General features: G+C 66.6%; 12 protein-coding genes. 7 read left to right on the plus strand and 5 right to left on the minus strand.

Translation table 11 applies throughout. The annotated features are described in order from the left end of the window. Window positions 1-37 precede the first annotated feature (37 nt). The 4 genes from J5M86_RS00595 to J5M86_RS00610 form a co-directional block, all read right to left on the minus strand. Window positions 38-739, minus strand: coding sequence for an IclR family transcriptional regulator (locus J5M86_RS00595; protein WP_244328400.1), 702 nt, complete (start codon window positions 737-739; stop codon window positions 38-40). Window positions 740-853: 114 nt separating this feature from the next. Then, complete coding sequence (locus J5M86_RS00600; RefSeq protein ID WP_188061707.1) at window positions 854-2110, minus strand: aminopeptidase P family protein; 1257 nt, start codon at window positions 2108-2110, stop codon at window positions 854-856. Continuing rightward, the gene (locus tag J5M86_RS00605; protein ID WP_188061706.1) at window positions 2107-3543 is read right to left on the minus strand and encodes an MFS transporter; all 1437 of its coding nucleotides are present in this window, start codon (window positions 3541-3543) and stop codon (window positions 2107-2109) included. The genes J5M86_RS00600 and J5M86_RS00605 overlap by 4 nt, the downstream gene beginning before the upstream one ends. A 258-nt stretch (window positions 3544-3801) precedes the next feature. Continuing rightward, window positions 3802-4443 (minus strand): GntR family transcriptional regulator, encoded by a 642-nt coding sequence (locus tag J5M86_RS00610; RefSeq protein WP_188061705.1) that lies wholly within the window; start codon window positions 4441-4443, stop codon window positions 3802-3804. A gap of 117 nt (window positions 4444-4560) precedes the next feature. Between J5M86_RS00610 and glyA the strand changes: the two genes are divergently transcribed. The 6 genes from glyA (at window position 4561) to purU (ending at window position 11901) form a co-directional block, all read left to right on the plus strand. Then, window positions 4561-5877, plus strand: coding sequence for a serine hydroxymethyltransferase (gene glyA, locus J5M86_RS00615; protein ID WP_305847083.1), 1317 nt, complete (start codon window positions 4561-4563; stop codon window positions 5875-5877). After that, window positions 5877-7097 carry a sarcosine oxidase subunit beta family protein gene (locus tag J5M86_RS00620; RefSeq protein ID WP_188061704.1) on the plus strand — a complete coding sequence of 407 codons (1221 nt, stop codon included), beginning with the start codon at window positions 5877-5879 and terminating at the stop codon, window positions 7095-7097. Before glyA ends, J5M86_RS00620 begins: the two co-directional genes overlap by 1 nt. A 15-nt stretch (window positions 7098-7112) precedes the next feature. Then, a complete protein-coding gene (locus J5M86_RS00625; RefSeq protein ID WP_188061703.1) occupies window positions 7113-7406 on the plus strand; it encodes a sarcosine oxidase subunit delta in 294 nt (97 codons plus the stop codon). Then, window positions 7403-10270, plus strand: coding sequence for an FAD-dependent oxidoreductase (locus tag J5M86_RS00630; RefSeq protein WP_188061702.1), 2868 nt, complete (start codon window positions 7403-7405; stop codon window positions 10268-10270). The genes J5M86_RS00625 and J5M86_RS00630 overlap by 4 nt, the downstream gene beginning before the upstream one ends. After that, complete coding sequence (locus J5M86_RS00635; RefSeq protein ID WP_188061701.1) at window positions 10263-10871, plus strand: sarcosine oxidase subunit gamma; 609 nt, start codon at window positions 10263-10265, stop codon at window positions 10869-10871. Before J5M86_RS00630 ends, J5M86_RS00635 begins: the two co-directional genes overlap by 8 nt. Window positions 10872-11034: 163 nt before the next feature. After that, window positions 11035-11901, plus strand: coding sequence for a formyltetrahydrofolate deformylase (gene purU, locus J5M86_RS00640; RefSeq protein WP_244328401.1), 867 nt, complete (start codon window positions 11035-11037; stop codon window positions 11899-11901). 69 nt (window positions 11902-11970) lie between these two features. On the opposite strand, the gene J5M86_RS00645 is transcribed toward purU, so the two are convergent. After that, entirely contained in the window at window positions 11971-12552 is a 582-nt protein-coding gene (locus J5M86_RS00645) for a TetR/AcrR family transcriptional regulator (RefSeq protein ID WP_188061699.1), read from the minus strand. A 110-nt stretch (window positions 12553-12662) separates the two neighbouring features. On the opposite strand from J5M86_RS00645, the gene J5M86_RS00650 reads away from it, so the two are divergent. Further along, window positions 12663-14153, plus strand: a complete 1491-nt coding sequence (locus tag J5M86_RS00650) for an aldehyde dehydrogenase family protein (protein WP_188061698.1) — start codon at window positions 12663-12665, stop codon at window positions 14151-14153. Window positions 14154-14247 lie beyond the last annotated feature (94 nt).

The raw sequence follows: 14247 nt of genomic DNA on the forward strand, positions 1-14247 counted from the left end.
TCAGCAGCAGCGCATACGGAGTGGGTACGAACTCGCTTCAGACAGCAGGAGTTCCGCCGAGGCGCTGGGTGAGTGACGCCGCGGCTGCGCGACAGGCGTCGCGCAAGTGGGTGACGCGCTCGTCGTCCACGCGGTAGCGCGGGGCGGAGATGAGGATCGCCGCGATGAGGTTGCCGCGGTGGTCGTGCACGCCGGCGGAGACGCCGATCTCGTCGGCGGTGGTCTGGCCGATGTTGGCCGCGGTGCCGTCAACATCGCCGGCGGCCAGCCGGCCGTACATCTGGGCGCCGCTGTTGCGTTTGAGGAAGGCCCGGCGCTCGGCCTCGTCCATGTTGGCCAGGAAGATCCGGACGGACGACGATTCGACTGTGCTGTAACGGGTTCCGAGTTCGGAGGAGTGCTTCACCGGATGGCTGGAAGGCACCTGCTCGACGGTGACCGAAGCATTGCCGTCCCACAGCATCAGCGAACTGGTCTCGCCAGTCTCTGCGCTCAGCGCTGTGAGGACAGGAACGGCTGCGCGGCGGACGTCCAGGTGTGCCAGGAGTGATCCGGTGACGCTGAGCAGGCCGAGTCCGAGACGGTACTTCTTGGAGATCGGGTCTTGCTCGACGAGGTCTTCGGCTTCGAGGGTGCTCATCATCCGCGACACCGACGACTTGTGCAGTCCGATCTCCTCGGCGATCTCCACGACGCCGAGCACAGGGCGGTCCGGGCTGAAGCAACGCAGGACGGCCATGGCAGTGGCGACGGGGGATGGTCCTCTTGGTTCGCTCGGCATGGCACCTCCAGCCTGCTGGTAACGGTCGAGGCGGGCCCGATGACTCGGACCCGCCTCGCGAGACTACGTGACTCAGGCGTCGATGATGTTGTGCTCCGGGCCGAACGGGAACTTGGTGATGTTCTCCGCGCCGTCTTCGCCGACGACCAGGATGTCGTGCTCGCGATAGCCGCCGGCACCTGGCAAGCCCTCCATCACCGTGATCATGGGCTCCATCGAAACCACCATGCCTGGCTCGAGCACGGTGTCGATGTCCTCCCGCAGCTCCAGGCCTGCTTCGCGGCCGTAGTAGTGCGACAGCACCCCGAAGGAGTGGCCGTAACCGAAGGTGCGGTTGGGCAGGAGGCCGTAACCGATGTAGATCTCGTTGAGCTGCGCGGCGATGTCCTTGCAGACGGCGCCCGGCTTGATGAGTTCGATGCCGGCGCGGTGCACCTCGACATTGATGTTCCACAGCCGCAGCGATTCCGCGTCCGGTTCGCCGAGGAACATCGTGCGCTCCAGGGCGGTGTAGTAACCAGAGGTCATCGGGAAGCAGTTCAGCGAGAGGATGTCGCCACGCTGCAGCTTGCGGGTGGTGGCCCAGTTGTGCGCGCCGTCGGTGTTGATGCCCGACTGGAACCACACCCAGGTGTCGCGGATCTCGCTGTCGGGGAAGGTCTTGGCGATCTCGTGCACCATCGCGTTCGTGCCGGCGAGCGCCACCTCGTACTCGGTGATGCCCTCGCGGATCACGTCGCGGATCGCCTCGCCGCCGAGGTCGCCGATGCGTGCACCGTGCTTGATGACGGTGATCTCCTCGTCCGACTTGATCATCCGCTGACGCATCGCAGCCTGCGAGACGTCCACCAGCTCGGCACCGTCCAGGGCGTCGGCGATCCGCTGGCGCTGGATCAGCGGGAGGCTGTCGTCCTCGACCCCGATGCGGGAGGGGCGGACGCCGCGCTGGCGCAGCGCTTCGGCGATGGCGAAGAAATAGTTGTCGCGCTGCCAGTCGGTGTAGACGATGTTCTCGCCGTACGAGCGTCGCCAGGGCATGCCGGCGTCGATGTTGGCGGTGATCGTCACGGTGTCGTCGGCGGTGACGACCATGCCGTACGCCCGGCCGAACGAGGTGAACAGGAAGTCGCTGTAGTACTTGATCGAGTGGTAGCTGGTCAGCACGACGGCATCGAGGCGCAGCTCGGCCATGATCGCGCGCAGTCCGTTGATGCGGCGCTCGAGTTCGGCATCGGTGAAGGTGAGCGTCACCTTCTCGCCGTTGTGCAGCACCTTCAGGCGCTCGAGCTCGGCGACGGACGAAGCGGTTGGGTTGGTCAGCTGGGTCATGGGGTCTCCTCCACGAGAGTCGAGTTGGTGAATTCGCTTGACTTGGAAGTCGATTCGTCGGAATCGGTCACTGGCGCCTGCGCGAGTGCTTTGTGCGCGGTCTCCTTGGCGATGATCACGGCGGTCATCGAGATGGCCGCGGCTCCGACGAGGTACCAGGCGGGGGCGAGCTTGCTTCCGGTCGCACCGATCAGGAAGGTCGCCATGAAGGGTGCGGTGCCGCCGAAGAGCGCGTTGCTCAGGTTGAAGCTGACTGCGAAGCCGCTGTAGCGGACGTGGGTGGGGAAGAGCTCAGCCAGGAAGCTGGGCAGCGTGCCGTCGTTGAGCGTCAGCATTCCGCCGAGGAGCACCTGGATCAGCACGATCACCGTGAATGACGTGGTGTCGAGCAGCGCGAACGCCGGAACGGTGAACAGGATGAAACAGATCGACGCGGTGATGAGCACCTTCCGGCGTCCGAACCGGTCGGACAGCATGCCGGTCAGCAGGATGAAGAAGACGTAGGTGAGCAGCGCGATCGTGGTCGCGATGAACGACTGCGTCTTGCCGACGCCCATCTCCTCCGACAGGTAGGTGGGCATGTAGCTGAGGATCACGTAGAAGCCGACCGCGTTGAGCAGCACTGCGCCCGAGGCGATCAGACCGGTGCGCCAGTAGGTGGTGAGCAGTTCGCGGGTGGGTGCCTTGACGGCGGTGTCCTTCTCGGCCATCGCCCGGAATTCCGGTGTGTCCTCGAGCTTTTCGCGGATGTAGCGGCCGATCAGGCCCATCGGGGCGGCGAGCAGGAAGGGGATGCGCCAACCCCACCCGTTCATCTGGCTCTCGGTCAGCAGCGCACTCATGGCGGCGGCCATCAGCGATCCGAGCAGCAGGCCGGCAGCGGTGGACGCCGGGACGACGGCCGCGTAGAGACCGCGTTTGCGCGGCGGTGCGTACTCCACCAGGAAGGCGGACGATCCCGCGTACTCACCGGCGGCCGAGAAGCCCTGCACCAGACGGATCAGCAGCAGCAGACCGGGTGCGAGCAGACCGACCGAGTTGTACGTCGGCAGCAGGCCGATGCAGAAGGTCGCGCCCGACATGATCAGGATCGACAGAGCCAGAGCGTTCTTGCGGCCGATGCGGTCGCCCAGGTTGCCCCAGAAGAACCCGCCGATCGGCCGGATGATGAACGACACCGCGAAGAGCGCGTAGGTGGCCAGCAGCGCGGCGTGGCGGTCCTGCTCGGGGAAGAAGACGACGGCGATCTTGGTGGCCAGGTAGCCGTAGACGGCGTAGTCGAACCACTCGACAAAGTTGCCGATGAAGCTCGCGGTCACGACCTTGCGTCGTGTCTCGGGGGAGACGCCGTGCCCGTCGTTGGCCCGTAGTTGCCCCGACAGCGAGTACGCCTGGCTGTCACCCGGCTGCGGAGTCTGGGATGAAGCGGACATCACACCTACCTCTCAGTTGTTGCAGAAACTGCAACTGTGTTGCGCTGACCGTAAGTGACGTGGATCACCCGGTCAACCGCTACCCGCAGGTAGCGCAGGGATGTCCCATCAGGTGGACGCTCGAGTGGCGGGTGTTGGTACAGGCGGGCCGGCGACTGCTGAACCGGTGCGCCACCTGTGGTGCAGCGTCCTGTGACGCCGCGGTGAAGGTTGCTGGTGCGGGCCGGCTCGGCGAGTCAGGGCTGGGTCGAAGCCGGGTCAGAGCACCGTGCGGATGCGCGCCTCGAAGTCGACCATGTGCTCGACCATCAGGCTTTCGGCGCCGTCCGGATCGCCGGCCAGGACGGCGTCGAGCAGCGCAACATGCTCCCGGATGTGCGACCCGACGTCGGTCAGGCGAGGCGCCGCGACCGACCAGATGCGGGTGGCGAGATTGCCGTACCGCGCCAGGGCTGTCTGCAGGTGCCCGTTGTGGGTGGCCGCATAGATCGCGCGGTGCACCTGGAGGTCCCACTCCATGTGATCGCGTGGCGAGGTGTCGTCGGGCAGGCCGGCTAGCTCCGTCCGCAAACGGGAAAGCTCCTCGCGATCGTCCGCGGTCAGGCGTTGTGCGGCGAGGCTGGCGGCGAGGGGTTCGAGCACTCGTCGCAGTTCGGAGATCTCGGTCAGGGCGGTGATGTCGACCCCGCTGGCGAAGGTGCCACGGCGCGGATAGGTCACCACGAGATGGTCGGACTCCAGTCGCTTCAGCGCTTCGCGCAGCGGGGTGCGACCAATGGAGAGTTCGGCCGACAGGCTCTGCTCGTTGATGGGTGCGCCGGCAGGAATGTCGAGCAGCACCAGTCGCTCCTTGAGTGCCTGATAGGCGACCTCGGTCAAGGAGGCAGGGGTGCCGGTCATCGATTTCTCCCGCGAGGTTGACATGTGGCGCGCGACACATCTAGCTTACCCGACAACTGATATACCAGTTGTCGAACAGCGCGACGGGCGCTGAACTCCCTGAAGGTGAGGCTCTTCGTGACCACAGAAACCACTGCAAACCTGACGCACTTCGATGCCGACCTGGCCATTGCCGATCCGGAGGTGGCGGCCGCCATTGACCTGGAGTTGCAGCGGCAGCAGCAGACGCTGGAGATGATCGCCTCGGAGAACTTCGCTCCCGTGTCGGTGATGCAGGCGCAGGGTTCGGTGCTCACCAACAAGTACGCCGAAGGTCTGCCCGGTCGTCGCTATTACGGCGGCTGCGAGCACGTCGACGTCATCGAGACCCTGGCAATCGATCGGGTCAAGTCGCTCTTCGGTGCGGAATTCGCCAATGTCCAGCCGCACTCGGGTGCGCAGGCGAACACCGCCGTGTACTTCGCACTGCTGAAGCCCGGCGACACCATTCTCGGTCTCGACCTCGCCCACGGCGGGCACCTCACGCACGGCATGCGCATCAACTACAGCGGCAAGATGTTCAACGTCGTGCCGTACCACGTCGACGACAACGGCATCATCGACATGGACGAGGTCGCCCGCCTGGCCCGCGAACACAGGCCCAGGATGATCGTCGCCGGCTGGTCGGCCTACCCGCGCACGCTCGACTTCGCGGCCTTCCGGGCGATCGCCGACGAGATCGATGCACTGCTGTGGGTCGACATGGCCCACTTCGCCGGTCTGGTGGCGGCCGGACTCCACCCCAACCCCGTGCCCTTCGCCGATGTCACCACCAGCACCACGCACAAGACCCTGGGCGGACCGCGCGGCGGAATCATCCTCACCAACTCACCCGAGATCGCCAAGAAGATCAACTCGGCGGTGTTCCCCGGCATGCAGGGCGGACCGCTCGAGCACGTGATCGCGGCAAAGGCGGTGAGCTTCAAGGCCGCAGCCTCACCGGAGTTCGCCGAGCGCCAACAGCGCACGCTCGACGGCGCCCGCATCCTCGCCGAGCGCCTCATGCAGCCGGACGCCGCCAAGGCCGGTGTGCAGGTGCTCAGCGGCGGCACCGACGTCCATCTCGTGCTGGTCGATCTACGCAACTGCGAGGTCGATGGCAAGCAGGCCGAAGACAGGCTCCACGGGGTGGGAATCACGGTGAACCGCAACGCCGTTCCCCATGATCCGCGTCCGCCGATGGTCACCTCCGGCTTGCGGATCGGTACGCCAGCTCTGGCCACCCGTGGCTTCGGCGCAGAAGACTTCACCGAAGTGGCCGACATCATCGCCGCGACGCTGATCTCCACCGACATCGAGGCCGAGACGCCCGCACTGCGTGACCGGGTGCGCGCCCTGGCCGACCGTTTTCCGCTCTACACCGGCGTCGAGCCGCTCTCCAGCAAGGAGCCGTGATGGGACAGCGTGAACTGCCCGAGCACCCCAGCTTCCTGTGGCACAACCCCGACCCCAAACCCAGCTACGACGTCGTGATCGTCGGCGGTGGCGGCCACGGTCTGGCCACCGCCTACTACCTGGCCAAGAACCACGGCATCACCAATGTCGCTGTGCTGGAACGCGGTTGGCTCGCCGGTGGCAACATGGCCCGCAACACCACGATCATCCGCAGCAACTACCTGTGGGACGAGTCGGCAGCCATCTACGAACACTCGCTGAAACTATGGGAGGGCTTGGAGGAGGACCTCGGGTACGACATCTTCTTCTCCCAGCGCGGTGTGCTCAACCTCGCGCACACGCTGCAGGACGTCCGTGACTCGGTGCGCCGTGTCGAGGCCAACCGGCTCAACGGCGTGGACGCCGAGTGGGTGACCCCGGAGCAGGTCAAGGAACTCTGCCCGATCATCAACATCGGCCAGGACATCCGCTACCCGGTGATGGGCGGCACCTACCAACCGCGCGCCGGCATCGCCAAGCACGACTGGGTGGCGTGGGCCTACGCCCGCCGCGCCAGTGAGCTGGGCGTCGATCTGATCCAGAACTGCGAGGTCACCGGCTTCACGATGGACGGCGACCGGGTGACGGGCGTCCGCACCAACCGCGGTGACATCAAGGCCGGCCGGGTGGCGCTCGCGGCTGCCGGTCACACTTCGACCCTCACCGAGATGGCCGGCTTCCGGGTGCCGATCCAGTCACATCCGCTGCAGGCGCTGGTCTCGGAACTGCACGAGATCATCCATCCGACCGTCGTGATGTCGAACCACGTGCACGTGTACGTCTCGCAGGCGCACAAGGGTGAGTTGGTCATGGGTGCGGGCGTCGACACCTACAACGGATACGGCCAGCGCGGCTCTTTCCACGTCATCGAGCACCAAATGTCGGCCGCTGTCGAACTCTTCCCCGCGTTCGCGCGAGCGCACCTGCTGCGCACCTGGGGCGGCATCGTCGACGTGACCCTCGATGCGTCCCCGATCGTCGGACTCACCCCGGTCGAGGGCATGTACATCGACTGCGGTTGGGGCACAGGCGGATTCAAGGCCGTCCCCGGTGCAGGGTTCGCGCTCGCGCACACCATCGCGCACGACGAACCGCACGACCTCAACCGACCGTTCGCGCTCGACCGGTTCGTCACCGGTGCGCTCATCGACGAGCACGGCGCCGCTGCCGTCGCCCACTGAACAGGAGGCATCGACATGTTCTACATCGACTGCCCGCACTGCGGGCGACGCCCCGAGGACGAGTTCGCTTACGGCGGCCAGGCGCACGTCGCCTACCCCGCCGACCCGTCGGCGCTGAGCGACCAGGAGTGGGCGCAGTACCTCTTCTACCGCGACAACCCCAAGGGCAGCTACCGCGAGCGGTGGGTGCACTCGGCCGGTTGCCGCAAGTGGTTCAACGCCGTCCGAGACACCCACACCTACGAGATCTCTTCCACCTACCTCGGTGCCCCCGAGCTCACCGATGCACCTGAAGGAGTGACGACATGACCTCGCGACGCCAGGAGACCGGTGGGGTGATCCGCCGCGGCGAAACGCTGCGTTTCACGGTTGACGGGGTGGAGTACGAAGGGCTCGCCGGTGACACGGTGGCCGCAGCGGTGCTGGCCAACGGCGTTGTGCGAGTGGGCGACTCGATCTACCGCCGCCGCCCGCGGGGTGTCATGACCTGCGGCGTCGAGGAGCCAAGCGCCTTCGTGCGCTCGAACGGCGGTTACGGCGAGTCGATGCTGCCCGCCACCACCCTTGAGCTCACGGATGGTCTGTCGCTCACCTGGGAGGACGGCATCGGCCAGCTCGATCAGAATGTCGACCCGGCCGAGTACGACCACATGCACGTGCACACCGATGTCGCAGTGATCGGCTCCGGCCCGGCCGGCCTGGCTGCTGCTCGCGCTGCCGCGGCAACCGGCGTGCGGGTCACCCTGCTGGAGCAGGACTTCATGCTCGGCGGCAGCCTGCTCGGACGTCCGTCCGAGACGGTCGAGGGAGTGCCGGCACAGGAGTGGATCGACGCCATGGTCGCCGAGTTGGAGGCGGCGGAAAACTGCCGGATCCTGACGCGCACCGGTGTTTTCGGTAGCTATGACAACAACTACCTGGTCGCACTCGAGAAGCGGGTCGGTGCGTCCGACAAGGCTTCCCGGCAGCGGGTCTGGCACATCACCGCCGGCCGCGTGGTGCTGGCCACCGGCGCCTTCGAGCGGTCACTGGCTTTCGCCGGCAACGACCGTCCGGGCGTGATGGTCGCCTCGGCCGTCCAGAACTACCTGGGTCGTCAGGCCGTCGTCGCGGGCTCGCGCGTGGTCGTCTTCACCACCAACGATTCCGCCTACCCGGTGGCAGCCGATCTGGCGGCAGCCGGAGTGCAGGTCGACCTGGTCGACGCGCGAGCCGAAGCAGGCTGCGCGGTGCCGGCCGGCGTCACCGTGCACCGCGGGAAGGTCGTCGTTGCCGTGTTGGGCGAGGAGCAGGTGACCGGAGTGCTGGTCGCCGAGACCGGATCCGAAGACGGTGCGACACAGGAGATCTCGTGCGAGATCGTGGCGGTCAGCGCCGGATGGTCGCCGAATGTCAGCCTCCATTCCCAGCGTCAGGGAGTGCTGCACTGGGACGACGACCTGCTCGGCTTCGTCCCGAGCGCTCCGGTGCGCAATCAGGCATTGGCGGGCTCGGTGCTCGGCACCTACGACACCGAGGCCTGCGTGGCGGAGGGAGCTGCCGCCGGAGCGGGCGAGGCACTTCCCGAGATCGACCGCGTCCGGCTTGCCGGCACCACGGCACCGCTGTGGCTCGTGCCCGCGCCCGATGGCTCGCTCGACACCCACTTCGTCGATCCGCAGCGCGACAACACCGCTGACGACGTGGTGCGTGCGGTGGGCGCCGGGATGCGTTCGGTGGAGCACGTGAAGCGGTACACCTCGATCAGTACCGGCCTCGACCAGGGCAAGGTCGGCGGCGTGCTGACCATCGGCTTGCTGAGCCAGTTGCTCACCGACGCCGACATGGCGGCCGTGCCGGGTGGCCAACCGGGCCAGGGGCAGTCCGGACGCCCAAACCCCGGTGCTTTCGGCACCACGACCTTCCGGGCGCCTTTCACACCGGTGGCTTTCGCTGCCCTTGCGGGTCGCGCTCGTGGCGACCTCTACGACCCGATCCGCGTCACGCCGGCCAACACCCGTCACCTCGAGCGCGGGGCGCTCTTCGAGGATGTCGGCCAGTGGAAGCGTCCGTGGTTCTACCCACAGGACGGTGAAGACATGGACGCAGCCGTCGCACGGGAGTGCCGTGTGGCCCGGGAAGGCGTCGCCTACATGGACGCCAGCACGCTGGGCAAGATCGAAGTGCGTGGCGCCGATGCGGCGGAGTTCCTCAACCGCATCTACACCAACGCCTTCGCCAAGCTCGCCGTCGGCAAGCAGCGCTACGGCGTGATGTGTCGTCCCGACGGGATGGTCTTCGACGACGGCGTGTCGTTCCGGCTCGCGGAAGACCGCTTCCTGATGACGACCACCACCGGAGGTGCGGCAGGTGTCCTGGACTGGCTGGAGGAGTGGTCACAAACCGAGTGGCCCGAGCTGGACGTCTGGTTCACCTCCGTCACCGAACAGTGGACGACGGTCGCTGTGGTCGGACCGAAATCACGCGATGTCGTCGCGGCCCTGGCGCCAGATCTGGACGTGTCGAAGGAGGACTTCGAGTTCATGGCCTTCCGTGACACCGTGCTGGCCAGTGGCATCCCGGCCCGTATCGCCCGCGTGACCTTCTCCGGCGAACTGGCGTACGAGATCAACGTCAGCGGTTGGTACGGCGAAGCATTGTGGGACGACATCACCGCAGCCGGCGAGCCCTTCGGCATCACGCCGTACGGCACCGAGACCATGCACGTGCTGCGGGCGGAGAAGGCCTACCCGATCGTGGGACAGGACACCGACGGCACGGTCACCCCGCAGGACCTCGGCATGGACTGGATTGTCTCCAAGACCAAGGACTTCATCGGCAAACGCTCGTACGACCGTGCCGGGCATGTGGAGGAGGGTCGCAAGCAGTTGGTCGCCCTGATGCCGGTCGATCACGGTCTGCGACTTCCCGAGGGCAGCCAGGTCATAGCCTCGGGCGACGTTCCGGATGAACTCGTGAATGGCATTGCCGCGCAACCGGTTCCGATGCTTGGACATGTGTCGTCCAGCTACCACAGCCAGGCTCTCGGACGCTCGTTCGCGCTGGCGCTGGTCAAGGACGGTCGAACCCGTATCGGCGAGCAGCTGATGGCGTCCTTCGAAGGGAAGTTCGTGCCGGTCGAGGTGCACGACGCAGTTGTTTACGACAAGGAAGGAGCACGGCGCGATGGTTGATCGGCAGAAGGTTCTGGAGCGTCGGCGCAGCCCGTTGCACCGAATCGCGGACGAACTCGCCGCGGGCAGCGGATCAGCGGTGACGCTGAAGGAGATCCCGTTCTTCGGGCAGATCGGCGTGCGCGCCGTGCCCGGCAGCGCGACGGCCGATGTGTTGGCGAAGGGGCTGGGCGCATCATTGCCGTCGCAGGCCGGCCAGGTAACCTCGCTCGGCGACCGCGGTCATGCGCTGTGGCTCGGCCCAGACGAGTTCCTCGTCATCCTGCCGGACGAGGCCGACGGCGGCCCCGAACCGGCGTCCCTGGCGGCATCACTCACCCAGTCGCTCGGCTCACTGCCGGGCCAGGTGGTCGACCTGTCAGCGAACCGGACCACGTTGGAGCTCAGGGGCGCTGCTGCGCAGCAGGTGCTCGACAAGTCGTGTCGGCTCGACCTCGACGAGGTGGCTTTCCCGGTCGGCACCGCGGTGGCGACGCTGCTGGGTGCGGTCGGCGTGATCCTGTGGCGCGTCGAGGCCGACACATGGCGGGTCATGCCCCGCTCGTCCTTCGCGGTGCACGTCGCCCGTTGGCTGCTGGACGGGATGCGGGAGTACGTCTGACGGCGTCGTCCGTGGTGGCGCTCCATCATTGGACGAGCGCTCGCCGAAGCCACATGCGACAGACTGGTGCCGACAGGCGTGACACGTGCCGGCGGCCTCGCCGTGGATGTCGTCGAGTGCTGAGAACCGAGTGCCGTGCACTCGGAGAATGAAGGAGAGGGCGATGACTGCTCACGAACCGCGTTATGTGCTGACCGTGGACGGCCCCGAGCAGCCGGGCATCCTGCACGCCATCACTGGGTTCCTGGTCGACAATCGCGCCGACATCCGCGAGATCAAGCAGTTCGACGACCCGCTGTCGGGCAAGTACGACGCGCGCATCGACTTCGCCGTGCCCGCTGACGCCGACCCCGGGATGGACGGCTTACAGTCACAGGTCGACGCGCTGTGCGAGAAGTGGAAGCTGCACGCGCAATTGCGTCCGGCTGACCAGAAGCAGCGGGTGCTGGTGATGGTGTCGAAGTTCGCCCACTGCCTGAACGACCTGCTCTTCCGCGAGCGGATGGGCGATTTGCCGATCGAGATCGTGGCCGTTGTGTCGAACCACCCCGACCACCGCGGACTCGTCGAATGGCACGACATCCCGTTCTTCCACGTGCCGGTCACGCCTGACACCAAGCCCGCCGCCGAGGCCGAACTGCTGCGCTTGGTCGACGAGTACGACGCCGATCTCGTGGTGCTCGCGCGCTACATGCAGATCCTGTCGGACGAGCTCGCCCGCGCCCTCGAAGGCCGCGCGATCAACATCCACCACTCGTTCCTACCGAGCTTCAAGGGCGCCAAGCCCTACCACCAGGCGTACGAGCGCGGCGTGAAAACCGTTGGTGCCACCGCGCATTACGTCACCAGCGACCTGGACGAGGGCCCGATCATCTCCCAGCAGGTGCAGGAGGTCGACCACGCCTTCACCCCGGCCGACCTCATCGCCGCCGGCCGCGACACCGAGTGCAAGGCGCTGTCGAACGCGGTGAAGTGGCACTGCGAAGGCCGCGTCGTCGTCCACGGACGGCGCACCGTCGTCCTGCGCTGAGGACCTGCTGAACAAGTGAGAATCGGCGTGAGTTTGGGCCCTTCGTAACGACAACGAAGGGCCCCAAACTCACGCCGATTTTGTTGTGGTGAAGGCGGCGACCAGCGTCCGCGCGGTTTGTTCGCCCTTGTCGATGGCCTGCTCGTAAGGCTCACGCAGCATCGTGGCCATGGTGCCGGTGTAGGCGATGAACAGTTGCGCCGCAAGGGAATCCGCCTGCTGGCCGGCGATCGGGAGGGCGTACTTCCGCAGGCGATCACGCAACAGCGCCGTCTCGTCGGCCAACACCTGTGCGACGGGTGCGCTGGGCCGGGGGAGGGCGGCGGCGGTGCCGCTGAAGGCGCACCAACGTTCGGTCAGGCGCTCGTGCTGATAGACGCGCAGCGCCGGCCAGAGGGCGAGCAGGCGGTCTTCGTCCGACTGGGCGGCCTCGATCGCGTCGTCCCAGACCTGCGTCCAGATCGCCAACCTGCGCCGTAGCGCGGCAGCGATGAGGCCGTCCTTCGAACCGAAGTGTTTGTAGAGGCTTGGCGGCGAGGCGCTCGCCGTGCGCACGATCACATCGACCGGGGTCGAGACCGACCCGTCGACGAAGAGCACATCGTCCGCAGCGTCCAGCAAACGCTCGCGAACAGGTCGTTCTGATTTCACATCGGCACTATAACGTGCGTTATGGTGAAACGAGCGTTATCGAGCTGATCGGTCAGGGGAATGGTCCGTGGCGGCTCGCATCCAGCCCGAAGCAATGACGGAGGTTCTGCATGCCCAGCTTGTACATCGACGGTGAATGGGTGGACGCCGAGTCCGGCGCCACCCGCGAAATCACCTGTCCCGCAGACGGATCCGCGGTGATCACCGTCGCCGAGGCCGGGCCCGCGGACGCCCGAAAGGCAGTCGAAGCCGCGCGCTGCGCCTTCGACGAAGGCCCCTGGCCCTCGACTCCGGCGCCCGAGCGGGCCGCGATTCTGCACCGCGTCGCCGACTACCTGGAGCGCGACAAGGACGAGGTCGCGCGCATGGAAGCGCTCGACACCGGCAAGCGGTTCGTGGAATCGCAGCTCGACATGGACGACATCATCGGCGTCTTCCGCCACTTCGCCTCGCTGGCACAAGGTGAAGCCGGACGCGTGGTCGACACCGGCATGCCCGACGTCTCCAGCCGCGTGGTGACCGAGCCGGTCGGCGTCTGCTCGCTCATCACGCCGTGGAACTACCCGCTGCTGCAGACCGCGTGGAAGGTCGCGCCCGCCCTCGCCGCCGGCAACACCTTCGTGCTCAAGCCCGCCGAACTCACCCCGCAGAGCGCGATGTGGCTGATGAAGGCGCTCGAAGAAGCTGGCCTGCCCAAGGGTGTGGCCAACCTGATCCTCGGCGCCGGCGCCGACGTCGGCCCCACCCTCACCGAGTCGCCCGAAGTCGACCTCGTGTCGTTCACCGGCGGCGTGGTCACCGGCCGCTCGATCATGGCGTCCGCCGCTCCGACCGTGAAGCGGGTCGCGCTCGAACTCGGTGGCAAGAACCCCAACATCATCTTCGCCGACGCCGACCTGCCCGCCGCGATCGACAACGCGCTCACCGCCGTCTTCCTCGACTCCGGCCAGGTCTGCTCTGCTGGCACCCGCCTGATCGTCGAGGAATCGATTCACGACGAGGTGGTGGACGAACTCGTGCGCCGCGCCGAGAAGATCCGCGTTGGTGGTCCGTTTGACGAAAATGCTGAGACGGGATCGTTGATCAGCGAAGACCACCTTGCGAAGGTGGCCACCTATGTGGACGCCGCCGTCGCCGAAGGTGCCGTGCTACGTACCGGTGGAAAGCGTTACGAGAGTGGTGAATTGGCCAAGGGTGCGTTCTACCCGCCGACCATCCTCGACAACTGCTCCACCGAGATGACCTGCGTGCAGGAGGAGTCGTTCGGCCCGGTGCTCACCGTCGAGACATTCAGCGGTGCGACGGTCGACGAGGCCGAGGACGCCGCAGTGAAGCTCGGTAACGACACCATCTACGGCCTGGCCGGAGCGGTGTGGAGCCAGGACGCCGGACGCGTCGAGCGCGTCGCCAAGCGGCTGCGCCACGGCACTATCTGGATCAACGACTACCACCCCTACGTGCCGCAGGCCGAGTGGGGCGGCATGAAGCAGTCCGGCAACGGCCGTGAACTCGGCCTGGTCGGGCTGCACGAATACCAGGAGACCAAGCACATCTGGCAGAACCTCCGGCCGGCGCCGGCGGGCTGGTTCAGCAACGACTGAGGCGCGCCGCTCGCAGGTGTCGAAACCGGCCGAGGCGAGAGACAGCGATGAGCCTGAAGTGGTTGAGCCACAGCGGAACTGACCGGGTTTGGAC

It is taken from the genome of Yimella sp. cx-51, from assembly GCF_017654605.1.
Taxonomy (GTDB): Bacteria; Actinomycetota; Actinomycetes; order Actinomycetales; family Dermatophilaceae; genus Yimella.

What these genes read in the sequence shown, in the direction of transcription:
- J5M86_RS00620 (WP_188061704.1), top strand. Translation starts at nt 5,877, where the DNA reads ATGGGACAGCGTGAACTGCCCGAGCACCCCAGCTTCCTGTGGCACAAC.
- J5M86_RS00625 (WP_188061703.1), top strand. Translation starts at nt 7,113, where the DNA reads ATGTTCTACATCGACTGCCCGCACTGCGGGCGACGCCCCGAGGACGAG.
- J5M86_RS00635 (WP_188061701.1), top strand. Translation starts at nt 10,263, where the DNA reads ATGGTTGATCGGCAGAAGGTTCTGGAGCGTCGGCGCAGCCCGTTGCAC.
- J5M86_RS00605 (WP_188061706.1), bottom strand. Translation starts at nt 3,543, where the DNA reads ATGTCCGCTTCATCCCAGACTCCGCAGCCGGGTGACAGCCAGGCGTAC.
- purU (WP_244328401.1), top strand. Translation starts at nt 11,035, where the DNA reads ATGACTGCTCACGAACCGCGTTATGTGCTGACCGTGGACGGCCCCGAG.
- J5M86_RS00600 (WP_188061707.1), bottom strand. Translation starts at nt 2,110, where the DNA reads ATGACCCAGCTGACCAACCCAACCGCTTCGTCCGTCGCCGAGCTCGAG.
- J5M86_RS00650 (WP_188061698.1), top strand. Translation starts at nt 12,663, where the DNA reads ATGCCCAGCTTGTACATCGACGGTGAATGGGTGGACGCCGAGTCCGGC.
- J5M86_RS00630 (WP_188061702.1), top strand. Translation starts at nt 7,403, where the DNA reads ATGACCTCGCGACGCCAGGAGACCGGTGGGGTGATCCGCCGCGGCGAA.
- J5M86_RS00610 (WP_188061705.1), bottom strand. Translation starts at nt 4,443, where the DNA reads ATGACCGGCACCCCTGCCTCCTTGACCGAGGTCGCCTATCAGGCACTC.
- J5M86_RS00595 (WP_244328400.1), bottom strand. Translation starts at nt 739, where the DNA reads ATGGCCGTCCTGCGTTGCTTCAGCCCGGACCGCCCTGTGCTCGGCGTC.